This window comes from Singulisphaera sp. GP187 (assembly GCF_900129635.1).
In the GTDB taxonomy this organism is placed as follows: Bacteria; Planctomycetota; Planctomycetia; order Isosphaerales; family Isosphaeraceae; genus Singulisphaera.
Genome location: NZ_FSRB01000001.1, coordinates 2,531,076 through 2,556,305 on the forward strand (window position 1 = coordinate 2,531,076; position 25,230 = coordinate 2,556,305).

24 protein-coding genes are annotated in these 25,230 nt (G+C 62.1%); 7 read left to right on the plus strand and 17 right to left on the minus strand.

Annotated features, from left to right (window positions below; genetic code table 11):
- Positions 1-365: 365 nt before the first annotated feature.
- The gene (locus BUS42_RS09865) at positions 366-1,415 is read left to right on the plus strand and encodes a type I phosphomannose isomerase catalytic subunit (protein ID WP_254053419.1); all 1,050 of its coding nucleotides are present in this window, start codon (positions 366-368) and stop codon (positions 1,413-1,415) included.
- 23 nt (positions 1,416-1,438) lie between these two features.
- Entirely contained in the window at positions 1,439-2,614 is a 1,176-nt protein-coding gene (locus BUS42_RS09870) for a hypothetical protein (protein WP_074306765.1), read from the plus strand.
- A gap of 113 nt (positions 2,615-2,727) precedes the next feature.
- Here the strand turns inward: BUS42_RS09870 and BUS42_RS09875 are convergent, their stop codons facing one another.
- Positions 2,728-3,153: a methionine-R-sulfoxide reductase gene (locus tag BUS42_RS09875; RefSeq protein ID WP_074306766.1), complete on the minus strand. Its 426-nt coding sequence runs from the start codon at positions 3,151-3,153 to the stop codon at positions 2,728-2,730.
- Positions 3,154-3,843: 690 nt separating this feature from the next.
- Here BUS42_RS09875 and BUS42_RS09880 point away from each other — a divergent pair.
- Complete coding sequence (locus tag BUS42_RS09880; protein WP_074310912.1) at positions 3,844-5,520, plus strand: porin; 1,677 nt, start codon at positions 3,844-3,846, stop codon at positions 5,518-5,520.
- A 53-nt stretch (positions 5,521-5,573) separates the two neighbouring features.
- Here BUS42_RS09880 and BUS42_RS09885 read toward each other — a convergent pair whose 3' ends face one another.
- The 13 genes from BUS42_RS09885 to BUS42_RS09945 form a co-directional block, all read right to left on the minus strand.
- Positions 5,574-6,839: an amidohydrolase family protein gene (locus tag BUS42_RS09885; RefSeq protein ID WP_254053420.1), complete on the minus strand. Its 1,266-nt coding sequence runs from the start codon at positions 6,837-6,839 to the stop codon at positions 5,574-5,576.
- Positions 6,840-6,900: 61 nt separating this feature from the next.
- On the minus strand, positions 6,901-9,096 hold the full coding sequence (locus BUS42_RS09890; protein WP_074306768.1) for an ABC transporter permease subunit/CPBP intramembrane protease: 2,196 nt from the start codon (positions 9,094-9,096) through the stop codon (positions 6,901-6,903).
- Positions 9,097-9,162: 66 nt separating this feature from the next.
- Positions 9,163-9,948 carry an ATP-binding cassette domain-containing protein gene (locus BUS42_RS09895; protein WP_074306769.1) on the minus strand — a complete coding sequence of 262 codons (786 nt, stop codon included), beginning with the start codon at positions 9,946-9,948 and terminating at the stop codon, positions 9,163-9,165.
- A 161-nt stretch (positions 9,949-10,109) separates the two neighbouring features.
- Complete coding sequence (gene mqnC, locus BUS42_RS09900) at positions 10,110-11,219, minus strand: cyclic dehypoxanthinyl futalosine synthase (protein WP_074306770.1); 1,110 nt, start codon at positions 11,217-11,219, stop codon at positions 10,110-10,112.
- Positions 11,179-12,012, minus strand: coding sequence for a menaquinone biosynthetic enzyme MqnA/MqnD family protein (locus BUS42_RS09905; RefSeq protein ID WP_074306771.1), 834 nt, complete (start codon positions 12,010-12,012; stop codon positions 11,179-11,181). Before BUS42_RS09905 ends, mqnC begins: the two co-directional genes overlap by 41 nt.
- A 595-nt stretch (positions 12,013-12,607) precedes the next feature.
- Positions 12,608-13,447, minus strand: a complete 840-nt coding sequence (locus BUS42_RS09910) for an IS701 family transposase (RefSeq protein WP_074306772.1) — start codon at positions 13,445-13,447, stop codon at positions 12,608-12,610.
- Positions 13,444-14,100, minus strand: coding sequence for a transposase (locus BUS42_RS09915; protein WP_074306773.1), 657 nt, complete (start codon positions 14,098-14,100; stop codon positions 13,444-13,446). The genes BUS42_RS09910 and BUS42_RS09915 overlap by 4 nt, the downstream gene beginning before the upstream one ends.
- Before the next feature lie 468 nt (positions 14,101-14,568).
- A complete protein-coding gene (locus BUS42_RS09920) occupies positions 14,569-14,790 on the minus strand; it encodes a type II toxin-antitoxin system HicB family antitoxin (RefSeq protein WP_074306774.1) in 222 nt (73 codons plus the stop codon).
- The gene (locus BUS42_RS09925; RefSeq protein WP_216821020.1) at positions 14,777-15,109 is read right to left on the minus strand and encodes a hypothetical protein; all 333 of its coding nucleotides are present in this window, start codon (positions 15,107-15,109) and stop codon (positions 14,777-14,779) included. Before BUS42_RS09925 ends, BUS42_RS09920 begins: the two co-directional genes overlap by 14 nt.
- 126 nt (positions 15,110-15,235) lie before the next feature.
- Positions 15,236-15,520, minus strand: a complete 285-nt coding sequence (locus tag BUS42_RS09930) for a hypothetical protein (RefSeq protein WP_074306775.1) — start codon at positions 15,518-15,520, stop codon at positions 15,236-15,238.
- A gap of 34 nt (positions 15,521-15,554) precedes the next feature.
- Positions 15,555-17,297: a putative ABC transporter permease subunit gene (locus BUS42_RS09935; RefSeq protein WP_074306776.1), complete on the minus strand. Its 1,743-nt coding sequence runs from the start codon at positions 17,295-17,297 to the stop codon at positions 15,555-15,557.
- Positions 17,294-18,061: an ABC transporter ATP-binding protein gene (locus BUS42_RS09940; RefSeq protein ID WP_074306777.1), complete on the minus strand. Its 768-nt coding sequence runs from the start codon at positions 18,059-18,061 to the stop codon at positions 17,294-17,296. Before BUS42_RS09940 ends, BUS42_RS09935 begins: the two co-directional genes overlap by 4 nt.
- The gene (locus BUS42_RS09945) at positions 18,058-18,915 is read right to left on the minus strand and encodes a hypothetical protein (RefSeq protein WP_074306778.1); all 858 of its coding nucleotides are present in this window, start codon (positions 18,913-18,915) and stop codon (positions 18,058-18,060) included. Before BUS42_RS09945 ends, BUS42_RS09940 begins: the two co-directional genes overlap by 4 nt.
- Before the next feature lie 334 nt (positions 18,916-19,249).
- On the opposite strand from BUS42_RS09945, the gene BUS42_RS09950 reads away from it, so the two are divergent.
- Positions 19,250-20,050, plus strand: coding sequence for a hypothetical protein (locus BUS42_RS09950; RefSeq protein ID WP_074306779.1), 801 nt, complete (start codon positions 19,250-19,252; stop codon positions 20,048-20,050).
- Here the strand turns inward: BUS42_RS09950 and BUS42_RS09955 are convergent.
- On the minus strand, positions 19,957-20,334 hold the full coding sequence (locus BUS42_RS09955) for a DNA polymerase ligase N-terminal domain-containing protein (protein ID WP_315850720.1): 378 nt from the start codon (positions 20,332-20,334) through the stop codon (positions 19,957-19,959). The genes BUS42_RS09950 and BUS42_RS09955 overlap by 94 nt on opposite strands.
- Before the next feature lie 333 nt (positions 20,335-20,667).
- Here BUS42_RS09955 and glnA point away from each other — a divergent pair, with 333 nt between their 5' ends.
- Positions 20,668-22,080: a type I glutamate--ammonia ligase gene (glnA, locus tag BUS42_RS09960; protein WP_074306780.1), complete on the plus strand. Its 1,413-nt coding sequence runs from the start codon at positions 20,668-20,670 to the stop codon at positions 22,078-22,080.
- A gap of 106 nt (positions 22,081-22,186) precedes the next feature.
- On the opposite strand, the gene lspA is transcribed toward glnA, so the two are convergent.
- Positions 22,187-22,732 carry a signal peptidase II gene (lspA, locus tag BUS42_RS09965; protein WP_074306781.1) on the minus strand — a complete coding sequence of 182 codons (546 nt, stop codon included), beginning with the start codon at positions 22,730-22,732 and terminating at the stop codon, positions 22,187-22,189.
- Positions 22,729-23,115 (minus strand): TraR/DksA family transcriptional regulator, encoded by a 387-nt coding sequence (locus tag BUS42_RS09970; protein WP_074306782.1) that lies wholly within the window; start codon positions 23,113-23,115, stop codon positions 22,729-22,731. The genes lspA and BUS42_RS09970 overlap by 4 nt, the downstream gene beginning before the upstream one ends.
- 355 nt (positions 23,116-23,470) lie before the next feature.
- Between BUS42_RS09970 and BUS42_RS09975 the strand changes: the two genes are divergently transcribed.
- On the plus strand, positions 23,471-24,478 hold the full coding sequence (locus BUS42_RS09975; protein WP_074310915.1) for an NAD-dependent epimerase/dehydratase family protein: 1,008 nt from the start codon (positions 23,471-23,473) through the stop codon (positions 24,476-24,478).
- Positions 24,479-24,609: 131 nt separating this feature from the next.
- The gene (locus tag BUS42_RS09980) at positions 24,610-25,152 is read left to right on the plus strand and encodes a type 1 glutamine amidotransferase domain-containing protein (RefSeq protein WP_074306783.1); all 543 of its coding nucleotides are present in this window, start codon (positions 24,610-24,612) and stop codon (positions 25,150-25,152) included.
- Positions 25,153-25,230 lie beyond the last annotated feature (78 nt).

The following is a 25,230-nucleotide window of genomic DNA, read 5'->3' on the forward strand; positions in this document are numbered from 1 at the left end:
GAAGCCTAGGGCTAAGCCGGTCGGCGGGCATTGATGAGGGGAGGAGACGCGGGTCGCGACGGCCGATCCCGAGGCCGGGACCCTTTTTTGGGGCGGCACCGCCGTGGGCCTCTCGGGGACGGCCGATTCGGGCGGGAGCGTTCCTTGAGTAATCACTCTACCACACGCCGATTGTCGGTTTCCAGCGAGAAACCGATTCTCCTCATTCCGTCTGATTCGGTAATTCCGCGACTCGGGTGGACATCGCCTCGCCGCTCCCGTTACAAAGAGGGCCCGGTCACTGATTTGGTGGGTTGGCATCCCGTGCGATGCCTCGACCCTGAGTCGGTGGCACTCAATGTTTCGGACGCCGGGATCGGTGGGGGGTGCCCACCCAAGCGAAGACCCTCGCCGCGCTGGCGAGACACGATGAGAATCATCAAGGACCTTCGATGCGGGATGTCCCCCTCTACCCCTTGCGGTTCGATCCGATCCTCAAACAACTGATCTGGGGCGGGCGGCGGCTCGAGACGATCCTCCGGAAGCCGCTCGGCGCGGGCACGCGGTACGCGGAGAGTTGGGAGATCGCCGACCACCGCGACGACGTCAGCCAGGTGGCCGAAGGGCCCCTCAAGGGAGTCTCACTCCGCGACCTGATCCAGACGCGCGGGAACGAGTTACTCGGCCAGCACCTTGGTCCTGCGTCGCAGTTCCCCTTGCTGGTCAAATACATCGATGCGCATCAGGTCCTCTCGGTGCAGGTGCATCCCGATGACGCGAAGGGGAAGCTCCTCGCCAACGACAATGGCAAGACCGAGGCCTGGGTCATCATCCATGCCGAGCCCGGCAGCCTGATTTATGCCGGACTGAACCCAGGGGTCACGCGCCCGGAGTTCGCCGAGGCGCTCAAGACCGGCCAGGTCGAACCGCTTCTCCACCGATTCGAGGCAAAGCCGGGGGATTGCATCATGATCCCCGCGGGCACCGTCCACGCCATCGGCGCGGGGGTGGTGCTTGCCGAGATCCAGCAGATGTCCGACGCCACGTTTCGCGTGTATGACTGGGGCCGGGTCGGAACCGACGGACGGCCGCGACCGCTTCACCTCGCCGAAGCCCTCGAATCGACCAATTATGCCGCGGGTCCGGTCGATCCCCTGAACCCGACGGCGATTCCCATCGCCGGCGGGACTCGAGAACCGCTCGCCCGATGCCCCTACTTCGCCCTTGAGCGGCTCCGCTTGAACGGGCCGACGACCGTCGGAAGCCATGACCGTTTCACGATTCTGCTCGGGTTGGCGGGCGACACCGAGATCCGGACCGGGGAAACCGCGGACCTCCTCGGATTCGGCCAAACCCGCCTCTTGCCTTCATCCCTTGGTGAATGCCAGCTTGTTCCACGGGGCGAGTCGGTCGTCCTGACCTGCGTCGTCCCTTGAGGTGGCCGTTGGAGAGCCGTTGCATGACTGATGAATCGTCTTTGGGCGGAGAGATCCATTTCATTCGGCTCTTTCCGTGGCTCCGCCTCTTCAGGGGGATCGGCGTCTCTATCGACCCGAAGAAGCTCTTTCTGGCCGCGATCGGCCTGATCGCCTTGAACGCCGGTTGGGGGGCGTTGGATCGAGCCTTTCCCTCGTCCGATCCTCGAATCCCAGCCGGGTTGAGCTCGTTCGCCACGGACTCAGCCGGCGGGGGAGTCGCTCTCGACCTAGGCCTCTCGCTCTGGCAATTGACCGAACCGGTGCAATGCCTGATCGCCCCCTTCCTCGCCCTCTTCTCATTGCGGAGCGGCGGCGGGCTGTCGATGCTCCACGCCTTCCTCGCTGCGGTCTGGGCCGTCATCGTCTGGGGAATCATCGGCGGCGCGATCGCGCGGATCGCCACCGTCAAGGTGGCCGCCGGCGAGCGCATGGGGGTCAGGAAAGCTCTTGAGTTCGCCCTGGGCAAGTCGATCCCGCTGGTCCTGGGACCGCTCAGTCCCCTCATCGGGGTCGCCATCCTGGCCGTCCCTTGCGCGTGCTTCGGTCTCCTCTATCGCCTGCCAGCGTCGATCGGGCCCGTCATTGCGGGCGTCCTCCTCGTGCTCCCCCTACTGGCCGGCCTGGTCATGGCCCTGATCCTGGTGGGCCTCGCGACCGGTTGGCCCTTGATGCATGCGTCGGTCGCCGCAGAAGCCGAGGATGGGTTCGACGCCTTGAGCCGATCCTATGCTTACGTCTTTCAGCGTCCACTCCGATATGCGAGCTACCTGGTCCTGGCCTGGATCATTGGTCTCGCCGGACTTGCCTTCGTCTCGATCTTCGCACAACTCGTGGTCCAGATGGCGCACTGGAGCCTGAGCATCAGTGCCCCGCACGATCCACTCGAAGCGCTCTTCCAGGCCGGTCGCGTGCCCCTCGATTCGGCCCCCGCGAAGCTCCATACGTTCTGGCTGGCGGTCGTCGGCCTCCTGGCTCACGGCTGGATCTACAGCTATTTTTGGTCGGCCGCTTCGATCATTTATCTGCTCATCCGACAAGACGTCGATGGGACCGACTGGCGGCAGATCGCGCTCCCCCCTGCTCCTCCCAATCCGCTCATGCCCGCGGTCGAACCGATCGGCCCCCCGGCCGATCCGACCAACGCCGGGATGGAGTGATCCGCGCCACTCGACGTTCGTAACCCAGTCAGGCGGCTTGCCAGAGCCATATGTCTCTGCGGTCGCCTGACTGCTTGGTCCACGGCCCCGGTTGGGCTCGTCACCCCTCGGGGTTACTTGATCACCGCGGGGAGGTCGCTCCCTTTCGGATAGAACTTCATCGACAGGGAGTTCACGCAGTGGCGCGTGTCCTTGGCAGTGAGCTGTTCTCCCACGAAGACATGGCCGAGATGCCCGTCGCAGTTTTTGCAGAGGATCTCGGTGCGGGAACCGTCACTGTCCATCATTCGTTTGACCGCGCCCGCGATTTCGTCGTCGAAGCTGGGCCATCCGCAGTCGCTGACGAATTTACTGTCGGAACGATACAGCGGCGCGTTGCAACGCCGGCAAACGTAGGTGCCGGGGTCTGTCGTATTGGTATATTCCCCGACGAAAGGGGCTTCCGTCCCTTTCTTGAGGATCACCCGTGCCTCCTCGGCCGAGAGCGGGTTGAACTTGGGACCCGTCACTTCCGGCTTCTCGGATTCGGCTGACGGCATATCGGTTCCTCCCGCGGGGGGACTTGCCTGGGACCGGCTCGTGGTCCGATCGTTAGGTTCCGTCGCTAATTCGTCTGACCGATTGCAACCGGCAACCGCGATGCCGAGCCCTATCAAGGCGAGCGCCACTCGCCATCGGTCCACCCTCGAATTTCTCGACATCTGAACACTCTCCCGATGACGCCACCATCGCGCCCCGGCCCGCGTCGAACTCCATCGTTGGCCAGTCGCAGGTCCGGACCGACAGAAGAACCTGAAGGCTGATCTCGGTTTAGGATCAACCTCAACGGTCTCACAGCCTCATTCTACTCGGATCGCGGCTCTGAATCGAGGGATCGACCCGTTGCGGCGCCCGGTCCGAGCTCACTCAAAGTCGAGACTGTCGCCACGTTACCGGGAGCTCCTCGTCCGTCGGAAGACAGGCAGCGATCCGCTCCCCGTCTTTGGGCCTTCGCATGATCTCGCTCGTTTGACACTGCGGCAACGGCACAAGCGTTGATGGATCCGGGCGGAAAACCTGGTCACGGGACGACAGTGTCGAAAAAAACCGCGACCAAGTGCGGAGTGACACTGAAGCAACGGCCCTGATTATTCCGATTAATAGGACTTTGGCGAATATCAACGAAGTTGTTCACCCTGCGTCGAGCAAGTGTGGGCCCCTCTCTCTCGGTCATGTGGCAGGAGCCGCCGTTGGGCGATCAGAGAAATCGCAACCAAGCTTGGATCCTCGCCGCGGCAATTCTCGCCCTCGGCGCTCCGATTGCGCCGGCACAGGAATCAGAGCCCCCGGCCACGATCCCACCGGCTCCGACCCAGCTTGAGGACCGCCTCCATCAGATGGAGGCGCAGAACCGTAAGCTCGCCGAGCAGCTCGAGAAGACAGAACGCCGTCATGACGAACAAATGCAGCGGCTCCTCCAGGAGATGACCCAACTCCGCAAGCAGGTGGGAGCGGGAGCGGGGTCGTCCAACGCCACCTCAAGTGGCGGCAGTTCGAGCGGCGGTGGCGCGGGCGACCGCGGGAGTGGCGCGGTCACGGCGCGGCCCGGCGATGGACCGAACCTCGGGGGCGCCCCGGGGACGCCCGGTGGTCGGCTCTCGCCCGTGCCCGGCTACGGGGTCTCGGGCGCAACAGCCGAGAAGAAGGTTCCGCTCAAGGCCAACTTTGGCCCCGGCTTCGAGCTGATGACCGAGGATAAGGAATTTCAGCTCCAGTTCCACCAAGAAACCCAGTTCGACGCCCGCTCGTTCGTCCCTCACGGCGACGATTATGCTCGCTCCGGCTTTGTTTTCCCCCGCGTACGCGCCTTCTTCAACGGCCGCCTGACCCAGCCGATCGAGTATTCCCTCTCGCTCAACCGCGGATTCAGCGGTCTCGACATCCTCGACGCTTACCTCAACTTCCGGTACGACGATCGAGCGCAAATCAAAGTCGGCCGGTTCATGACCCCGTTCAACTACGAGCAGTTTGCCATCCAGAATATGTGGCTGTTCGCCCCGGAGCGCTCGCTGTTCACATCCAACCTCGGCCTGAACCGCCAACTGGGGGTGCAACTTTGGGGCAACCTCTTCGACAATCGGGTGGATTATGCCGTCGGCGCCTTCGACGGGCCGCGGAACTCGTTTGAGGACTACAACGAATCCAAGGACGTCATCTCCTACTTGAACATCCGCCCGTTCGGAGACCAGGAGAAAGGCTCGCTCTTACGCGACCTCAACCTGGGCGGATCGTTTAGCTACGGGGAGCAGGACAACCCGATCGTGCCCCGTGCCTTCCGGACCGCGTCGAACGCTTCCAACGCCAGCACGGCCGACCTCTTCAGCCCACCGTTCCTCGTCTTGGGGGACAGTGTGCGCGAGCGCGGCCAGCGCACGTTCTGGTCGGCGCACGCGGCGTACTTCTACAAGCAATTCTCGTTCTTCACCGACTACAACGGCGGCATCCTTCGCTACGCTCTCAACAAGAAGGCGCCGGAGTCGGTCGACGTCCCCGTGAGCGGATACTCGGTTGCGATGGGATACTTCCTCACCGGCGAAACCCAGGAACGCCGGACGATCCTCGAGCCCAATCGACCGTTCAGTCTCCGCCGCGGTAAGCTCGGCCCGGGGGCCTGGGAGCTCATCTTCCGCTACAGTGACCTGGAGTTCGACCGCAGCGTGTTCAGCGGCGGATTGGCCGACCCCAAACTCTGGAGTCAGCGGGCCTGGAACACCAACTTCGGCGTTAACTGGTATTTGAACCGCTACGTGAAGGTATATTTCGACTGGCAACATACCGAGTTCGGCAACCCGGTGATCTACCGCCAACCCAACATCAAGCAGCTCACCAATGAGCTCTTCTGGATCCGCATGCAGCTCTACTTCTAAATCTCAGAATATGCGTTGTCGGAAACAACAATAAAACGAGTCACCCTGTTTGTTCAGAAATGGCTCCAGGCTCCGCTCACGAACTTTCCCTCAAACATGGTTGCCGAGACGGGCAAATCGGATTCAAGCATAAGCTGGTGAGGATCGGAATCCTCACGGTCGGGCAGGTCGATCACGGCGATGTCGGCGGATTTGCCGGGCTTGAGGCTGCCTGTCGTCGTCTCGGCACGGAGCGCCCAGGCTCCGAAGAGGGTCCCCATGGTCAGCAGGAGCGGTCCGTTGAGCGAATCGTCGCGGCGATGCAGAAAACGCATCTCGTCGAGCACGCTCAGACTCGGGCTTGAGGCCAGGCTGTCCGTCCCCAGGCAGACCACCACTCCGCGTTCGAGCATCGCCCGATAGGGATGCGGGGAATGGCCGAAGCGGGCATGGGTTCGCGGACAAAAGGCGATCGCCACCCGATGGTTGTTCGGCGCCGCCTCGGGTCGGAATTGCCAGAACTCGGTCGGTTCGAGATAGGTCCCGTGCGCGATCAGCCAGTCGGCGTTGCGGAGTTCACCCCGGCGCACGTAGTCGGCGGGCCGCGGGCTGATTGGCTCCCACTCGTCGTCCCACGCCCCTAACGTCTCGAGGAACGTCCGGAGCGCCCCGCTGCCGCGCTCCAGCAGCTCGAGCTCCTCAGGCATCTCGGCGAGGTGCGTCGAGAGCGGAAGTCGGCTCGCCGCCGCCTTGTGATAGAGCCAGCCCGCGGTCGAGTAGGGCGCGTGCGGACTCAGACCCGGGCGGGCGTTCGCGATCACCTGCGCTTCGGGACGAATCGAGCCGATCCAATCCCAGGCCTCGGCGCTGGTCTGAAGCCCACGGCCCCGCTTCAGCCCAATCAATTCGGCGAACACGACGGCCCGCATCGGGGCCTCGGCCACTTGGTCCCAGCTCAGGCCGGCCGTCGTTGTATCGGCCAGCGACGTGGTTCCCGCTCGAATGCTTTCCTGCAAGTTACGGCCGACCGCCTGTTCGAGTTCGCCCGGCAAACCGCTCTTCCTCTGCTCCACCACGCGATGCAACCAGTTTACTTCGTCCTCAACCTCAATCTCGACGGCCTGCTCCGCAACGCGGTGCTGGCCCTCCAGCGCGGAGAGTTCGAGGTGAGTGTGGGCGTTGACGAAGCCCGGAACGATCGCGACGTTCCCCAAGTCCAGGTCGGCGACTCGTTCCCGCGCGGATCCGACCCAGGCAATCCGGCCATCCTGGATCGTGAGACATCCGCTGGCGATCGGCGCCCCTTCGACCGGAAACACGTAACGAGCCGACAATGTCAACGAAGACGATTTCATTCGTGAACCTGGATGACGGAAGGAAGGAATCGAAGCCTGTCCGCACTCAGTTCAAGGAATGCAACGCTTCGAGCGAACCAGACTCACTCGAAGGCGGCTTCAGCTTGCCCTCACCACTGGCTCGACTCAAGAGGGCGATCAAGTAGACCGAGGCAATACCACCCGCAACGACAATCCCGTAGTGGAAGAGCCCTTGCTTGGGGTCGCGGTAGAACCAGTTCGCGACTCGCTGCGTGGAAGGATCGCTGATCCAGGAACCGAGCAGGACCGCCATTCCATTGTTGAGCATATGAAACACAATTCCAGGAACAATGCTCCCACTGCGAACCGCGAGCAGACCGAGGACAAGCCCCAGCAGCGTCGCGTTGAAGAGCTGCTGGAAGAGGCTGAGCAGAACGTGAAGAAATCCGAATAACAAGGCCTGAAGCAAGATCGCCGAACGGGCGCTGTACCTGGACTCGAGTCCAGTCAGAATGTACCCACGAAAGGCGAACTCCTCGCAGATCGCCGGGATCACCGCAAAGAGCAAGAGCGCCACTCCCAGGCTCGGCACATTGGTCATCATCTGATCGAGGGCCGCCTTGATCAAGGGTGAGACCGGGAACAGTTGCTCGACTCGCGGTCGCAGCTCATTGACCAATGGGTTGAGCGAGAACGCGAGGCCGATCGCCAGCAGGAGATAACGCGTCTTGGGCCAAAAGAGGCGGAGCGTCCGGCGCGGTGAGGACGTCAGCACAAATGCCATCGCCAGCGGAGGTGTCAGGATGAACGCCACCTGACCGGCCGCCATGATTGTCGTCGAGCTGCCCAGTCCTCGCGCCGTGAGATACTGAATCAGGAACCAGGCCGAGGTCAACATGAGGACGAAGCAGAGGAGTGCCTCGCCCCCGTTGGGGGTCGGCTCCTTGTCCCGGAGCAAGTGGCGAAGCCAACTCTTGAGCTCGAACCGCTCGGCCTCACGGAACAAGACATCCTCACGCTGAAACTGGTCGATCGCCCAGCGGAGGGCAATGGCGCCATAGACGATCGTCGGAACCAGGACTGGCAAGAAATACCGCCAGGCGTTGGCATAGTCGCCGAGGATCAATGCACGCAGGAGCAGGGAAACACCGGTCACCGGCACCAGGCTATAGAACAGGTTGAGTTCGATCCCGGGCGCGAGCGTCAGGAAGATCAAGGGGAGGCAGACCAGGTAGAGAGGCGTCATATAATACTGCCCCTCCTTCATGCTCTTGGCCAGGACCGCCAGCGACAGGCAGATCGCGCTGAAGAAGACGGACAGGGGGATCAGCAGCAGGAGCATCCAAAACGCGGCGGTGAACGTCGGCGGGGCAATTACGGACGAGAGCCGGCGATGGCCACCTCCCGCGATCCCGCTCACCTGGTTGGCCAGTTGGATGCCCGTTAACCCCATGCTGACCAGGTTCAAGAGCGCGGTCATCATGCTCGCCAGAACGACCGTGAAAAACTTTCCCATCACGATCTCAGCGCGCGAGGCGGGGCTGATCAGGAGCGTCTCCATCGTGCCCCGTTCCTTCTCGCCGGCGCAGAGGTCGATCGCCGGATAGAACGCCCCGGTCAGCGACATCATCACCAATAAGAAGGGGAAAAGGCGTGACCAGACGCTCCCTCCGACTTCCGACTCGCTCGCGATGTCGACCGACTTGACCGCGATCGGCTCGGTATAGCTCGCCGGCTTCTGGTCGCGCTCGAGCCGGGCCGACACGATCTTTTTCTTCCAGCGCGAGAGGACCTCCTTGACCCGCAAATTCGTGATCTGGCTCGGTTCGTCCGTGCTGTCGTAGAGGATCGGGGTTTCCACCGACTCCGAGCTCGCCGCCTCCTCGAGGCGCTTCATGAAATCAGGAGGGATCACGACCACCGCTTCGGCCACGCGATTGCGGATCGCCTGCTCCCGAACCGACGCATCGAGCCAGGGGGGCTTGGCCGGTTCGGCCCGGACGCGAAGCTTGCTGGCCTCATCGGGCGAGTCGAAGAGGGAAACGTCGAACCCGTTCTTCTCGGCGTTCAGGAGGGGAACGACCGTCGGCAGGAACTCCGAGCCGATCACGAGCGCCGTCCGCGGTTTCTGCTCGAAGGCCGCCGAGAACTGGACGACCCCAATCCCGAGCATCGGGTAAAGCAGGATCGGCAGAACGAAGATCATGAACAGGGTGCGCCGGTCACGCACCTGGTCGCGGACCTCGCGGCGAAAGATCACGAACACAATCGACCAGCGCATGGGGCTTAAATCTCGTTGAGAACCGGATTGCGACGGTCGACGCCCACTCGGGCTCCCGCGTCGAATTCACTCATCCCAGGACGTCGATGTGTTCACGATCGGTTCGTGCTCGGCACTCTTGGCATTCTCAACGAGGAAGAAGAAAAGTTCCTCGAGGTCCGGCTGCCCGTACCGGGTGAGCAGCTCGTGCGGCTCGCCTTCGGCTTGCACCCTGCCTTTGTGGATAATCGCCACTCGTGAACAAAGCTTTTCGACCTCGTGCATCGAATGCGTCGAGAAGACGATCGTCTTGCCCTGGTCGCGCAGTTCCGCAATCTTTTGGAGGACGGCACGGGCCACCAGGACGTCGAGACCCGAGGTTGGCTCATCGAAGATCAGGACCGGCGGATCATGGACAATCGTCCGCGCAATCGAGACCTTCTGCCGCATCCCGGTCGACATCTTCGACCCCAGAATGTCGCGAAAGTCGTTCATCTGGAGCCAGTCGAAGATCGTCTCCATGCGGTCGCGGAGCCGAGCGGAAGTCAAGCCGTAGAGCCTGCCGAAGTATTCGACCAGTTCCCATGCCGACATCCGGTCGTAGATCCCGGTGCTCGCCGACATGTACCCGATATTCTGCCGGACCGCCTCGGGGTTGGCCGTCACGTCGTAACCGGCCACCACCGCGCTCCCGCCCGTCGGCTTGAGCACGGTGCTCAGGATCCGCAGCGTGGTCGTCTTGCCGGCACCATTGGGGCCGAGCAAGCCGAAGATGGCTCCGGGATGGCACTCGAAGCTCACGCCGCCAACGGCCGAAACCCAGCCTCGCTGATAGTCGAGGAAGGATTTCGAGAGATTCTCGACCTTGATCACGCGAACACTCGACAAATGAAGAGGCGATGGCGAATGACTCTCGCCCAGAACGAACGGAGAGGGAACGGCCCGATCCCGCGTTGCCGGATTCCATCATCAACCGCCAGCGACGAGCACGCAAGCCCCCGGCTCGAACTCCCGCTCCGTTCTTCCACGGTCGCTCAAAGAACGGTCAGGAGCGCCGGCTCCGCCCGCTCTTCGGTATCGATATATTCGTAGAACACGTTCCGTTGCCGGGGGACGTAGCCCGACTCGCGAATCGCACGCTTGATTTCGTCGAGGGAGAGATAATAGACCGTCCCCGCCGAGGCGACGACGTTCTCCTCGATCATCAAGCTGCCCATATCGTTGGCGCCGAAGTAGAGGGCGAGCTGGCCGATTTTCGGCCCTTGGGTCACCCACGACGACTGAATGTTGGGGACGTTGTCGAGGTAGAGCCGCGAGACGGCCTGGGTCCGCAAGTACTCGAACGCCCCTGAGGCGGGAACGTCGGCCATGTCGGTATGCTCGGGCTGGAACGTCCACGAGATGAACGCCGTGAGCCCGCCGGTCTCATCCTGCAACTGGCGGACGCGTTCGAGATGCTCGATCCGTTCCTCGAGGGTCTCGATATGCCCGAACATCATCGTGGCCGTCGAGCGGCCGCCGAGCTCATGCCAGACCCGATGCACGTTGAGCCAGTCGTCAGTCATGACCTTGCCTCGGGTCATCGCCTTGCGGACCCGATCGACGAGGATCTCGCCGCCTCCCCCCGGAAGACTCCCCAGACCGGCCTTTTTGAGCCGTTCGAGCACCGTCCGCAGCGGGAGTTTCGCCACCTTGGTGAAGTGATGGATCTCGGGTGGGCTGAACCCGTGGATGTTGACCTGCGGGAAGTTGGCTTTGATCTCGGCGAGGAGGTCTTCGTACCACTCGATGCTGAGATGCGGGTGGAGCCCCCCTTGCATCAAGATCTGATCGCCCCCGAGCGCGACGGTCTCACGGATCTTCTCGAGCAAGACGGGCCGATCGAGCACGTACGCTTCGGTATCGCCAACCTTACGGTAGAACGCACAGAAGTCGCAAACCGCCGTACAAACGTTGGTGTAATTGATATTTCGATCGATGTTGTACGTACGGAACGGCTCGGGATGGAGCCTCTTGCAGACAGCGTCGGCGGCGCGGCCCAGGGCGAGTAGGTCGGCCGAGCGGAGCAGCGTGACGCCATCTTCGAACGTCAGGCGGCCTCCCTCAACCACGTGCTGCAAGATCGCTGGGACGGTGGAAGACAAGATCAGCTCCTCGGGGAATCAGGCCCAACTGCGCCGCCATCTGGGCGAATCGACGGAGCCCGGCAAGCTCCGGCTCACCCAGGTCATAGGAGAGCACGCGGGTGAGGTAATCGTAACAGGTTGCGAAGTCGAGGCCGAGCCTCGGGCCATGTTCAGACGCCAGTTCACTTGCGTGCGCCAGACCTGCCGTCCGACACCGCGCGAGGATTTCCGGCAAGTCGCCCAGGTCGACACCTGCCCGAGCGACCCAAAGCGCGAACACAAACGGCAGACCGGTCATCGTGTTCCAGGCCTCGGCCAGGTCGACGACCGCATGAAAGGGGGCATCCGGGACGGTCATCGCCCGGTCGCCGATCACGAGCACGGCATCGGCGGTACTCTCCAGCACCGGCACGCCCATCGGCAGAGACTCGATGCGGCCGGGCCGAACCCCGTGCGCGGCATCGAGCCAGACTCGGGTCAAAGCCTGGCTCGTGCGCGAGCCGGCATCGAGTGCAAGCCGCTCGATTTGGCCAAACGGAACCCGGCTAAAGAGCTTGACGCTTCGAACCGGCCCCCGCGCGGCGATCGCGAACCCGGGGACCACCTCGTAACCCAGTCCGGCGCCCGCGCCTCGGAAGTATTCGACCGACGGAATCAAGGCGAGATCCAGCTCCCCCAGCCGCAGACGTTCCGCCAGACGGCTCGGCAGGTCCAACTCGACCTGAACCTTGGGCGACGCTTCATCCAACCGATAGTAGAGAGGCTTCGCGTTGAGATAGCTCACCACCCCGACGCGCACCGGAGCTGACATTGCACTCCCCTCCTACCCACCAGAACCGCAGTTCCCTCGCGGCCCTTAACATCCCTCGGTCGGATTTTCAGAAGCTATTGAAATTATAGACAGAGGCAAGCCCATCGCAACCCCGATTGTCGGGTCGACCGAGTCGGCAAGGAGCGGAGCCTCGATTCAAAAATCCGTTCGCGAGAATGTCCTGTTTCGATCTTGGGAGGCGGGGAAGTTTCAACCGCGACGAGAGTGCCGCTTTTCGGCCCACTCGACCAAGCTCAGCCGAAGAGAATTTCATTCGCTGGAATCGGAACTCAAACCGAAAATTGGTGGTCGATCTGGAAAAGGAAGGATGGAAACCGACCCTGCGCCAGGTGTCTCCTGACAAAGGACCTGCGCAGAAATAACCGCAAAGCTTCGCCGAACCCGTTTCCCCCTGCTTCGGCGCGATCGTCCGTGGCGTCATCATTGGTCCAACAATTCCCATAGGGTGGGCACGACCCACCATCCTAACATCCAATTTTGGCAAGGAGATCGGGATGGTGGGCCGTGCCCACCCTATGGGTCGATCCACTCTAAATTTGTGGGTGGCGCATGCTTGCTATTTCTACAGCATCACTTAACTGGGCACTTCCGGATGGTTCTCCAGCCACGTCTTTCGGTGCGATTGATGGGCCGCCTTGTTCCGCTCCACATGGTACTTGATCAGTTCCGCCGCCTCTTCCTCGTTCAGCGTAGGCCGCGGCAGACTCGCCTCGAGCATCAGGATCGCCATGTCCAAGGTCAACGTCGGCTCCGACTCTCGCTGCTCCTGGCGAGTCAACGTCACGTACAAGTGCGCCAACGCCACCAGGCTCATGTGGTGATGCCAACTCGTCCACGCCCGCGCCTCGTAGTCCGCCATCCCCAGATGGGTCTTGGCATCCTGAAACGTTTCTTCCACCCGCCACCGGCAGCCAGCCACCTCCGCCAGCGCCTCCAGTCGGGTCTCTTCCGAGGCGTTGGAGACCCAGTAACGCGTCGTCGGCTTTGGCCCCAGCGATTGCTGGATCATCGCCCAGATCGGCGGCCCCGCTTTGCGATCGCGAACCGCCCAAACGCGAATCCGCGCGAACTTGAACGCCAGCGGTCCCTTGCTTCCTTCGCGCAACGTGAGGATCTTCCAGGCCTCCGGCGGCAGGCTTTTCGCCAGGTCATCCAATCGCTGAATGAATTCATGTTCAATCGACTTAGAGGGACGGCGGCCAGCCGCACCAGGCCCCTGACATCGCTCCGGGGCCTCAATCCACACGCGAGTGAAGCCCGGCACCTCCACGACGTAGCGTTGCTTTCGTCCCTCCAACGCCTCCAGAAAGGCTTGGTTGCGGCCATAGAGGTCGTCGGCCGTGATCCAGTTCAACGGCACCGTGCAGCGTGCGATCAGTGTCGCGGCCAACTGAGGTTTGGTCGCGAATTTCACCGTGGTTGGGATGCGGGCCTTACTGCGCCGTGCTTGAAGTTGTTGCTCCCTCGCCAGCCGCTGTTCGGGGTCAGCTTCGGGGGAGGTTGCGGCCGGTTGGGCTTCGACTTGGGGGCCCGCTTCGGTTGAGGCCGCTCCACCTCAAACCATTCCTGGGGCAGGTACAGTTGGTGGTCCAGCAAGGCCGATCCGGCCGGGGTCACGCCGACCAGAAAGACCCCCACCTGGCAGTTCTCGACTTTGCCCATCCGGCCGCAGTGCTGGCGAGCGACACCCACACTGTGTTCACCGTGTTTGACGAAGCCGGATTCATCAATCACGCCCACGCTGCCCACCGACCATTGGGACGTCGAGGGCACCAACCGCTCGACGAAGACGGCTTGGATCTCGCGTTGCACCTCAGACTGCGACCAAGGGGAGTCAGTAAGGAAACCTTGCATGGCAAGGACCTTGGCTTGGGACTTGGGCTCTCCAGCCAGGTGGGCCCCATCGAGCGCCATTCGCTCGACACTCTTGCGTCCTCGATTCTGGATGAGCCCGCAAATGTAGATCCGAGAGTGGTTACGAGGCTCCGCACGGCCAAAGAGTGGTGCGAATCGCCCATGGAGGTGAACTAAGTTTCGAGCCGCGGCGCGCAGTTCTTCCGTGGTCATGACCATAACTCCGAAAAGCGGTCAGATCCCACGAGCAGGCCCGTTCGTTACCTCACCCTCTATTATTGCGTCGACCAAACACAAAGGTGAAGATCGAAGTGATGCTGTAGAACTATTGACGTGCCGAGTACATTGTTTCAGCCAGGTCAACGAGTTGTGGCCGCCGTAAATACCCACGAATTTAGAGTGGATCGACCACTATGGGAAGAATCCGATCCTGACCGCCGATCAATTGCAAATCATTGATGATTTCATAACGGGTTCGGCAATGCTTTACAAATAACCTGTCAAAATTACTTCTACTGTCGCGGATAAGCGATAATTGAAGCAGGGCAATTGGCTTCGCCGAAAGGAATTTGGGGGCGTTAATCCCCGGCGGGATCTCCCCCTCGACCGTAGCGTGGGTCCCCGGCCCTTCAGAGCAAACCCCACCCTGCCGTAGCGGGCCGGACCCGTTGCTCACTGGCGTTAGGCGTACAACAGCCGGCCTCGCGGCTCCGGCACCGAACGGCCGAGCTCGCGCGCTGTCTCAATCCACTCCTGGATGACGAGTTCGACGTTCGCCAGCGCCTCCCGATACGTCGCCCCATCGGCCGCGCAGCCCGGTAACTCCGGAACTTCGGCGATGAATGCCTGGTCGCGCTGGCTCCAATACAGGATGATCTCGTAGCGGATATCACTGTCCATCATTGCCCTCCGGAGTTGGCCTGCCCCCATCATCGCCGGGTGAATTCCCATCGAAGGGCAATTCCACCTCCGGCTCGCCCGCCAAGCCATTGGAGACGATGACCCCACGGACTTGCTTGACCTGGTATGCCTTCGCCTGACTGCCACGGGGTTGGAGGTTGAGGATCTCCGCCACTCCGTCGCGGGTGAATGTGTGATGGTCGCCACGGACGCGCTCAGCGAAGCCCAAGTGGGCGAGCAAGGCGCGGAGGTCATCAAACCGGATGTTCGCGTCCGAGTTGCCGCGAAGAATACCATCCAAGGTTTTCGAGACTTTTCTCACCGAAGCACGCCCCTGGCCCTCGCTCCCGCGACACGCCTTACGAACCAGTTGAGCAGGCTCGACCAATGAGCACAATATCTGACCGACAAGGCAACACCCCGTCAGGCAGGGCCCTGTGGCGTTGAGTCAAACGTCCTGACCGGCTTCGATGACTTTGTCGAAGACCGCACACAGCCACGACTGGCCCTCACCCCACTTCTCATCGTATGCCTTCAGGTACGCTCGGAGCCACTCGACATCACACCTTTCCCAATTGTTGAGTAACACAGGGATGTTGTGGATCGCGTCCATCAGGTCCGCGATCTGCTCGGGAGATGCCGACCGCCCCCAGCAGTGCTGCCGAGTGCCAAGAACTGCCTCCCGAATCGTCTCCAAACAGGCCGAAAGATACGGTTCCGGTGCCAATACCAAGATGGGCCCTCCGCCGCATCACTTGCCAATTCGTTTAAAATTCCATCCGTTGAAACGCTTTGATCCCAATCCTGAGTGGCAGGAAGGTCCCGACCGCGCCGATCACCAGGCTCGTGACGACGGCGATGGTCATCCAGAACCGGAACCGCTCCTCCGTGAGGACGAACGTGCGGAATTCACTGGCGTCCTGACCGGCGAAGTAGAGGTGGCAGGGCAAGGCCAAGGCGGTCACGATCGCGGAGATGAAGACGAGGCTGACGAGCAGGTTCAAGGTCCCACCGAAACCGGCGGCGATCTTGGAGGGATCGGTTTCTTTGAGGTTGGGCAACCGCGCACCCAGGCCGACGCTGATCCCGGAGAGTCCCAGGCAGAGCACCGCGACCATCCCCATGTGGAGCGCGATCATGGCCATGTTCATCCGGAGCATCAGGTCGCTCAGAACGACCAGCACTTCGGTGGCCACCAGCGAGATCCCCGAGGCGAACGCGAATTTCCCCCAGAGGATGGCCTCTCGCTTCAGAGGGAGCAGGCCCAGGACCCAGAAGTTTCGACCTTCGAGCGAAAGCAGGGGGAAAATGAACCGGCTCGTGAACGTTGAGAGGATCAGGGCGGTCACGGCGAGGTTCAGGAAACTGACGAGGTTGCGCCAGTACGGGCTCTGGACGTCGTAGCTGAGCCGGCGGATGTTCAGGAAGTAGAACGCCAGGAGACCGAAAAAGATCAGGAATTGCGACCACTGGGCAGGGTCGCGGCGAAAGGTCCGCAAATCCTTCAGAATCAGGAGCCGGACCGGCCGGGGGATGAAGAAGAAGAGGCGGTGGAAGCTCGCGTCGATCCAGTAGAGGCCCGACCGCCGCCGCGACGACCGCTCGCCCTGGACCCGGCTGTAGCCCTGGCGGTAGAGGTCACGAGCAACCACGGTCGCCACCAGGTAGCACAGGCCCGCGTGCGCCGTGAGCACCATCAGGTAAAAGAGACCGTCCGACCAATTCCCCCGCGCCGCGGCCAGCAACCCGGCCGACATCCAACGACTGGGCAAAAGCGGGTTTTGGCTAAACGCCAACCGCCCGAGCAGTCCGCCCAGCCAGTCGGTCGAAAGCGCCGAGCCGGGAGTGGTCATCACCTGGGAGACCACGAAGGCCGCCGCGATCAAGATCACGACCCCACTCAGAATCAGTACGGTCTTCTGCCTCCTCGGAAAGTAGTTCGCGACCAAGATGGCCGCCACCGCCCCCAAACTCCCCGGGATCATGACGAACGCCAAGAGATAGACCAGGAACACCGCGTAGAACGACCACTTGGCAATGACCGTGATCCCGAACGCCACCATCATCGGGCTGACCAGCAGGAGAAAACCCCAGCTCGAGAAGACGATTGCCTCAACAAACTTGTAGACGAAGATCCGGTCGGTCGATGCGGGCGTCGTCAACAGAAAGGCGGCCTCACGCGACTGAAACAGGCCCGCGTAAACGATGAGCCCCGTTGAGACGAAAAGCATAATCAAGAGCGAGAGAAAGAACATGCTGAAGAGATATTCAACAATCGTATTCTTTAAGTCTACGTACATTCCAATGAACATGAACCCTTCGAAAAAGATGCCGAACAAGACGGTCCAGAACACTGCGCTACAGGCAAGAATCATCAGGCAACGAAGCAGGGAACCGGAGAGGAGCGAGCGAACCGTGTTCTTGATGAGCCGACCGCGGTGACAGTGAAACGCGCGGGCGACCTGCCCGGCTGTCGGCAGGCTGACCGCCACCTCGCTCGATCCTCTCATAGAATAGCCTCTCCGTTCGGGACCATCACGCGACCGTTCGCGAGTGGACGGTTCCCTCCGGTCAGGTTCAGGAACAGGTCTTCAAGAGGAGCGTGCGACTGGAGTTGTTCGCGCAGTTCAGCCAGGGTTCCTCGGGCGAGCATCCGGCCATGGTTGACGATCCCGATCGTGTCGGCCAGCTCCTCGGCGATGGAGAGGAGGTGAGTGGACATCAGCACGGCAACGCCCGAGCGGGCCTGGGCAATGAACAGGTCTTTGACGATCCGGGCACTGCGCGGGTCGAGACCCACCAGCGGTTCATCCACGATCAAGACCTTGGGGTTATGAACCAGGGCCGACGCGAATACGACGCGCTGTTTCATTCCTTGCGAGTAGTTCTCGCAGAGCTCGTCCACGAAGTCACTCATCTCGAACGTCTCGATCAGCTCGGCGAGCCTGGCGTCGGCCTGCCTGCGCTCGAGGCCGTACATCTCGACCACGAAGCGAAGGAATTCCCGTCCGGTCAGCTTTTCGTAGAGGTAGGGCTGGTCGGGCACGTAGGCGAGGAGTTGGCGGGCCTCCTGGCTGGCCGCGAGATAGCCGCCGATCTGCACCGTTCCCGAGGTCGGCGCCAGCAGGCCGCAGACCATCTTGATCGTGGTCGTCTTGCCGGCTCCGTTCGGACCGAGGAATGCGAACAATTCGCCCGCGCGGACGGTGAGGTCGAGTTGATCCACGGCCTTCTTCGGCCCGAACGTCTTCGTCACGCCGCGGAGTTCGATCATCGTCCTGGAACCTCAAGGCCTGGGGGGGTCCGGCGACCTGGGATTCGCTCCAGGACCAGTTTAACGAGCGGGAACGGGACCTCCTGGCGAACCACCAGGCCATCGGTGCGAACCCAGGTTCGGGAGGACAGCGGCGTCATGTGATGGACGACCTCGAAAACGGTCACCGGGCTATTGTCCCAGTGGATCACACAGCGTCGCGACACATCCACCCCGACCGTTTCGATCCTGCCCGTGAACGGACTGACCATCTGCGTTTCCCATTTCTGGCCGACTTGCAGCCCCGGAAGCCGATCGAACGGCCCGAGTGCGTTCTGGACCAGGCTGCGCGGCTCATAATCGAGGGTACGGGTCTGATTGAAAATGGGGAGTTGGCCTCGACTGACCACCTTAAGGGTCCGCTTGTGGCGGGTTCCGGAGATGGTGAGCATGTCTTCCGAATCCACGGCCGATCGCACCGAAGCCGTGAAGGATTGAAGGTTGCCGGAGGGGTCGATCTGATAATGACTCACCACGTCGAGCCGGGTGTCGGAATCGTTGGAGAGAGGCGTTCCCCTCAGGAGCCCTCCGGCGTTGAACGACACGGTGCTCGACATTTCAAACCCGCCGTCAGGATTCCGGCTCGACGAAGTCGCGGCCGTCCCGACGATCCGCCGGGTCTCGGGGGAGAGCGGATTGTCGATCACTTCGACCGACCAACTGGACGGCTCGGCAGCCTCCTCGGCACTGGCGATCGTCCGGAGATCGGGGGGCCTGACGAAGCCCAGCTCGGGCAGGACGTCGCGCCGGATCAGGCTCGACGCACCGACGACCCAGAAGAGTAGAATTGCAATACAGACCAGTCGAGGGGGCATGATCGGGACGCTCCGTCCTGGACTTCTCAACTCAACTATATTGCAGGGAACAGGCGACGAATAGTGCCCAGATTCGAGAGCCCGAGTTAAAGGACCAGAGCCTGGAACTCCGATGCCTTTTTTCACAAATTCGAGGCCCGGAGGTTGACGACAGTTCGGGTTGACTCGAAGAATGACCCGGCGTATCCTGCGCGGCCGATACCTCCTCTTGCTCCTGCCTCATTGAGGATCAGGCGTCTCGTCGCACCGATCGATCGACCGCACAACTTCGCTCCCAACTTGTTCGTTCGACCCCTTCCCCCCTTCTTATTTTCTTAGGAAGTTAGGTCGCGTCATGCGAAAGCCGGGAAAGCGAGCGCTCACCATCGGCCTCCTGCTGGTTGCGGCCCTGATCGCCGTACCGGGAGCGATCTGGATCTCTTTGACCCATCAGCCTCACTTTTATCGCGCCATGGTTCAGGTCCCGCGCGAGCGACAGGAAGCCGAGGCGCGGCGGTTCGTGACCCAGAGCCTTCAACTCCGCAATGACATCATCAACGAACCGACCTGGGAGGCGATCTTCACCGACCAGGAGGTGAACGCCTGGCTGGCGAAGGACTTGGTGACGGAGTTCGCCGATCAACTTCCACCCGAGGTCCACGAGCCTCGGATCGTGTTCGGGCTCGACCGGATTACCCTTGCCTTCGAGCTCGACCAGGGGCCGGTCCGGTCCGTCATCTGGGTGGTGGCGCGACCGCGGATCACTGAGCCCAACGTGCTCGAATTGACGTTCGAGAAGATCCGGGCGGGGGTCTTGCCGGTCCCCTCTGAACAGGTGATCGATCGAATCGTTAATCATGCCCGCGCCCAAGGCCTGGACGTCCGCCGGGAAGTGGTCGATGACCTCCCGGTGGTCATCGTCCGCTACAAGCCGCACTCCGAACGCGAGGACGTCCTCCTGGAGCAAGTTCAGATCCGCGAAGGCGAGATCCGGCTCGCGGGGCGCTCGAATCGCGCCAAGGGGGAGGTCGACGCGCCAATCCTGCCCACCCGCAAAGTCCTTCAGTCGAGGTTCCCGAGGCGGAAGAACCAGGAGAAGGGCTCAGGGGCGAACCCGCTTTCGATTCTGAACAAGACCGCCTCTCCTTCGACCTGATCATCTCCATCTAGCCGAAACTGAACCCGATCGGGCGTCCAGAGCGTCGACTGGTACGATCCTGAAGCACAACGGCGAACCGAGCCACGCCCTCCGGAAATGACGCCCTCATACTCAAGATAGTGCAAACGATGATCGGCCAGCGCCCGCGCGGGCAGATTGCGGCCCGGGACAATCGCCTCGTCGACGGCCCAGGTCCGTAAGACACCGTCGCGCTCGAGCATCAGGTCCCAATGGACCCCGTTCCAGTGGTGCTCCAGGATTACGAATCGCCCCATCGCCATTCCCCCGGGTCCCCTTCGTACGGATTCTCTTCTGAGTTGCGTTCACGCTTCGCGGTTCCCCGAAACTGAAAGGGAACCCCTCGAACTGTCGATCAACTGGAGAGGCGACCGAGGTCTGGTGAGGCGTGACAGATTGCGTTAACTTGGGAAGACACTCGGCAGAGCAGCCTCCCAACGATTCCGAGGAGTTGATCGACTCGGTCACGACCCTCGGCTCTGGACAAGCGACGCGCCATCCTTTTAATCAACGATCGTGCCTCCGCCAGGTAGGGGATGGAAGCCAGGCCATTCCCCTTAGACTTTGACGGCGGGGTAGGAAAGGAACGAATCGCGGTGACACCGAAAGAGGTCTTGGCGCAGATCCGACAGCGCGAGGTCACGACCGTCGACCTCCGCTTCATGGACTTCCCGGGGGTCTGGCAGCACTTCTCGATCCCTGCCGATTCCCTGACTGAGGAGACGTTCGAAGAAGGGATCGGCTTTGACGGATCGAGCGTGGTTGGCTGGAGAGCGATCAACGAGGCCGACCTCCTGGTCGTCCCTCAGCCCGAGACGGTCTTGATCGACCCGTTCACCGCGCAGCCGACCCTGACGATGGTCTGCAACATCCAGGATCCGATCACCCAGCAGGATTATACAAGAGACCCGCGCAACATCGCCCGCAAAGCGGTCAGCCACATGCGGAGCACCGGGCTGGCGGAAACCTGCCGGCTCGCCCCGGAGCTCGAGTTCTTCGTCTTCGATGACGTCCGCTTCGACCAACGCGGTCACGAGGCGTATTACCACGTCGACTCGGTGGAAGGAATCTGGAACCGCGGCCGCGCGGAGGGTCCGAACCTGGGGTATAAGCCGGGCTCGGGGCTCGGCTACTTCCCCTGCCCGCCCACCGACACGCTCGCCGATCTCCGGACCGAGATGGCCCAGCGAATGGCCGAGTGTGGGATTGCCACCTCCGCCCACTATCACGAGGTCGCCACCGGCGGCCAGTGCGAGATCGACCTGAATCCCAAGTCGCTCGTCGAGAGCGCCGATCAGGTGATGCTGGCCAAGTACATCATTCGCAACGTCGCGCGCCGCAACGGCAAGACCGCGACCTTCATGCCGAAGCCGCTCTACGGCGACAACGGGTCGGGGATGCACACGCATTTCTCGCTCTGGAAGGGGGAAACCCCGCTGCTCGCCGGCAACGGCTACGCCGGGCTCAGTGACCTGGGGATGTACGCCATCGGAGGACTCCTCAAGCATGCCGCGGCGCTCTCTGCGTTCGCGAACCCGACGACCAACAGCTACAAGCGGTTGGTCGAAGGCTTCGAAGCGCCGACCAAGCTCGCCTATAGCCGTCGCAACCGCGCGGCGGTCATCCGGATCCCGATCCACAGCCCCAGTCCCAAGAGCCGCCGCATCGAGTATCGCGGCCCCGATAGCGCGGCCAACCCCTACCTGCTCTTCTCGGCGATGCTGATGGCGGCACTCGACGGCATCCAAGGCAAGATGCGCCCCGGCGACCCCTTAGATAAAGACATTTACGACCTTCAACCCGAAGAGCTCGCCAATGTCCCGACTGTTCCCCGGTCGCTCGAGGAGTCGCTCGACGCCCTCCGCGCCGATCACGACTTCCTGCTCCGGGGTGACGTCTTCACTTCGGACGTGATCGACACCTGGATCTGGTACAAACAGACCCACGAGATCGATGCCCTCCGGGTCCGGCCGCACCCCTACGAGTTCACACTTTACTACGACGTCTAACGTCGTCGGATGGATGGACGGCTCGCTGGGGTCCGGCTTCGGACCCCAGCAAGCCCTCCCTGAGCGGGGCGACCCGAGGGGAGGTAGGACGTTCATCGCTTTAAAATTAAGCGGAAGGAACGGAGCTCTCGAGGCTGGCCTTGGGAGGCTCAGGTTGCTCGGTGCGAACCGCGAGTAACATGATCACAATTGCCCCGGCGACAAGCATATTGTCGGCGAAGTTGAAGATGGCGCAATCAAAGCCGACCGCATCAACATGAAAGTGCACGAAGTCGCGAACGTGTCCGAGCACCACGCGATCGTAGCAATTGCCCAGCGCCCCCGCCATGATCAGTCCGAGCGCGGCGGTGAGCCACCCATCGGCCGCGCCACCATAGACGAAAAGATAGTAGAGGATCGCCACGGCGGCGATCACCGACAGCCCCGCGAAGACGAGACTACTGTTGGGAAGGCTTCGACCAAATCCCCAGAGGGCACCGCGATTGAAGTTCGTGTGCAACTCGAGGATGTTCGGGATCAACGAAACGGGCCGAGACCCGGGAGGACCGACATGATTGAATACGATCGCCTTGGTCACCAGGTCGAACGCAGCGCCCCCGAGGGCGATCGACCAGAACAGGATCCAGCGGCTCCATCCGACTGACTCATTCATCCGCGACTCTCCAACTCGCGAGCGCACTGGATACAGTGCCGCGTGTAAGGTAGGGCTTGCAGCCGAGGCTTGGCGATCGGCTCTTCGCACTCCTGGCAGCGGCCGAACGTCCCTGCGTTGATCCGGTCGAGGGCGTCGTAAACCTGCTCCAGGGTCCCCTGCTCGTTCTCGATCAGGCCGAGCGTGAATTCCTGGTCGTAGTTCTCGGTGCCAACGTCCGCCATATGCAACGGCACGTTGGAGAGATTGCCCGACGAGTCGGGCTGATCGCGCCTCAGGGCTTCGTCGGTCATCTGGTCCAGATCACCGCGCAGCCTAGTCCGCAGGTCGACCAAAACCTGCCGGAATGACTCGACTTCATCGCTCTTTAGAACGCTGGCCATGAATCCCCCACCTTAGCGGCGACTGGGTGGCGCGGAAAGGACGGGCATGCTAGGCCTCTCGTCCGTTCCTGTCAATCCGAACGAATCTCGGGGCGAAGTTCCCCGCGTGCTAACCTGGTCCATCCCAAACGGATGAATACTTCCAGCCTACAGCGCCCGAGCCAGGGAAATCCACCCCGAAAAAACCTGATCTTGCCCCGGCGATCGCCCAAAGCCGCGCGTCCGTCCCGCGACTTTGGCCGGATCCGGGATCGATCTAGTCATCATCGCGGCGCGCAGTGTAGTGTTACTTCTCGGCGGCCTTCGTCGCGCCATTGGCGAGGGTCATGAGACCTTGATGCGAGAGACGAACGCGATGTCCACGATCCGTCCGAAAACGATCTTCATCACGGGAGCCACCGGCCTCGTCGGCAGCCACGTGGTCGAAGAAGCCATCCGCAGAGGCCACAAGGTCCGCGCGCTCGTCCGGGCGTCAAGCGATACACGCTGGCTCGATCAGTGGGGCGTCGAGAAAGTCCTCGGCGACCTCGCCGACCCCGACGCCCTGCGGCGCGGGGCCGACGGCGCCAACTGGATCTTCAACTGCGCCGCCAAGGTGGGCGATTGGGGAACCCTTGAGGAATTCCGCAGTCTGAACGTCGACGCGTTCCGACACTTGCTCGACGCGGCCGTGGCCTCGAAAGTCGAACGGTTCGTCCACGTGAGCTCGCTCGGAGTCTACGAAGGCCGCGACCACTACGGGACCGACGAGACCGTCCCCCCCGCTGCCGAGTCGCTCGATGCCTACACGCGATCGAAGGTGGAGGCCGAGGAACTCGCCCTGAGTTATGCGCGGAACCAGGGCCTGCCGCTGAGCGTGGTGCGGCCCGGGTTCATCTACGGCCCCCGCGACCGGACGGTCCTCCCCAAACTGATCAAAGCCTTGCGAGGGGGGCGGTTCGCCTACTTCGGCTCGGGCAACCAGGCGCTTAATTGCATCTATGTCAAGAATCTCGTCCAGGGGATCTTTCTCGCCGCCGAGGTTCCCCAAGCGGTTGGAGAAGTCTTCAACCTCACCGATGGGGCACGCGTGAGCAAACGCCAGTTCGTCGGCAAAGTCGCCGAGTTGGCTGGCTTGCGGGCCCCGCGCAAGCGAATTCCACTCTGGCTCGCCTGGACCTTGGCCGTCTTGATGGAGCGGCGCGCCAAGCGGCGCAAATCCACGGAACCCCCGCTGGTCAATAAGGCACGCTACAAATTCCTGGGCCTGAACCTCGACTACTCGACCGCCAAGGCCCAGCGGATCCTCGGCTACAAGCCCGCCTTCACCACCGAACAAGGACTCGTCGAGGCCATGGCCGACCTGGCCCCCACCTCGGCCTAACCCTCGACGACTGTTCCTACTCGCACGGATTCCCCCTAATCTCTTGAACCGAGCCCGAAGGGTTCGCCATCGCCCCCGTTCCGCCCGGCATGACGGAATCGAAAAAAAAAAAGAGAAGGAAGAAGCAGCCCATGAACGCCATCCAAGGCAAGCGAGTCGCCGTCCTCGTCGAGAAGTTTTACGAGGACCTGGAACTCTGGTATCCGGTTTATCGGCTCCGTGAGGCAGGTTGCAACGTCAAGCTCGTCGGCCCTAAGGCCGGCGAGACCTACGCATCGAAGCATGGTTACCCCGCCAAGGCCGACGTCGCCGCCAGCGACGTTAAGGCCAGCGACTTTGACGCCATCATCATCCCGGGAGGTTACTCGCCGGATCACATGAGGCGCCATAAATCGATGATCGACCTGGTGACCCACGCCGCTCAGCAAGGCAAGGTGCTCGCGGCCATCTGCCACGGGCCCTGGATGCTCTGCTCGGCGAAATGCCTGAAGGGCCGCAAGGTTACCGGTTTCTTCGCGATCCGCGATGACGTCGAGAACGCGGGCGGAGTCTGGGAAGATGCCGCCGTCGTCCGCGACGGCAACCTCGTCACAAGCCGAACCCCCGACGACCTCCCCGCCTTCATGCAAGGGATCCTCGCCGCCCTCAGTGAGACCAAGTCCGCAAGCGACTGATGCGCTCGATCACTCCGCCACAGTTCCCCAATCCGGCTGCCAAACGCTGAGGGCTCCCCCCTCAGCGTTTTCTACTTC

Coding starts and splice junctions, on each gene's coding strand:
- BUS42_RS09870 (WP_074306765.1), top strand. CDS start 1,439: ATGACTGATGAATCGTCTTTGGGCGGAGAGATCCATTTCATTCGGCTC.
- BUS42_RS09875 (WP_074306766.1), bottom strand. CDS start 3,153: ATGCCGTCAGCCGAATCCGAGAAGCCGGAAGTGACGGGTCCCAAGTTC.
- BUS42_RS09890 (WP_074306768.1), bottom strand. CDS start 9,096: ATGCGCTGGTCGATTGTGTTCGTGATCTTTCGCCGCGAGGTCCGCGAC.
- BUS42_RS09905 (WP_074306771.1), bottom strand. CDS start 12,012: ATGTCAGCTCCGGTGCGCGTCGGGGTGGTGAGCTATCTCAACGCGAAG.
- BUS42_RS09915 (WP_074306773.1), bottom strand. CDS start 14,100: ATGACCACGGAAGAACTGCGCGCCGCGGCTCGAAACTTAGTTCACCTC.
- BUS42_RS09920 (WP_074306774.1), bottom strand. CDS start 14,790: ATGATGGACAGTGATATCCGCTACGAGATCATCCTGTATTGGAGCCAG.
- BUS42_RS09935 (WP_074306776.1), bottom strand. CDS start 17,297: ATGAGAGGATCGAGCGAGGTGGCGGTCAGCCTGCCGACAGCCGGGCAG.
- BUS42_RS09940 (WP_074306777.1), bottom strand. CDS start 18,061: ATGATCGAACTCCGCGGCGTGACGAAGACGTTCGGGCCGAAGAAGGCC.
- BUS42_RS09945 (WP_074306778.1), bottom strand. CDS start 18,915: ATGCCCCCTCGACTGGTCTGTATTGCAATTCTACTCTTCTGGGTCGTC.
- BUS42_RS09950 (WP_074306779.1), top strand. CDS start 19,250: ATGCGAAAGCCGGGAAAGCGAGCGCTCACCATCGGCCTCCTGCTGGTT.
- BUS42_RS09955 (WP_315850720.1), bottom strand. CDS start 20,334: ATGGCGATGGGGCGATTCGTAATCCTGGAGCACCACTGGAACGGGGTC.
- lspA (WP_074306781.1), bottom strand. CDS start 22,732: ATGAATGAGTCAGTCGGATGGAGCCGCTGGATCCTGTTCTGGTCGATC.
- BUS42_RS09970 (WP_074306782.1), bottom strand. CDS start 23,115: ATGGCCAGCGTTCTAAAGAGCGATGAAGTCGAGTCATTCCGGCAGGTT.
- BUS42_RS09975 (WP_074310915.1), top strand. CDS start 23,471: ATGTCCACGATCCGTCCGAAAACGATCTTCATCACGGGAGCCACCGGC.
- BUS42_RS09980 (WP_074306783.1), top strand. CDS start 24,610: ATGAACGCCATCCAAGGCAAGCGAGTCGCCGTCCTCGTCGAGAAGTTT.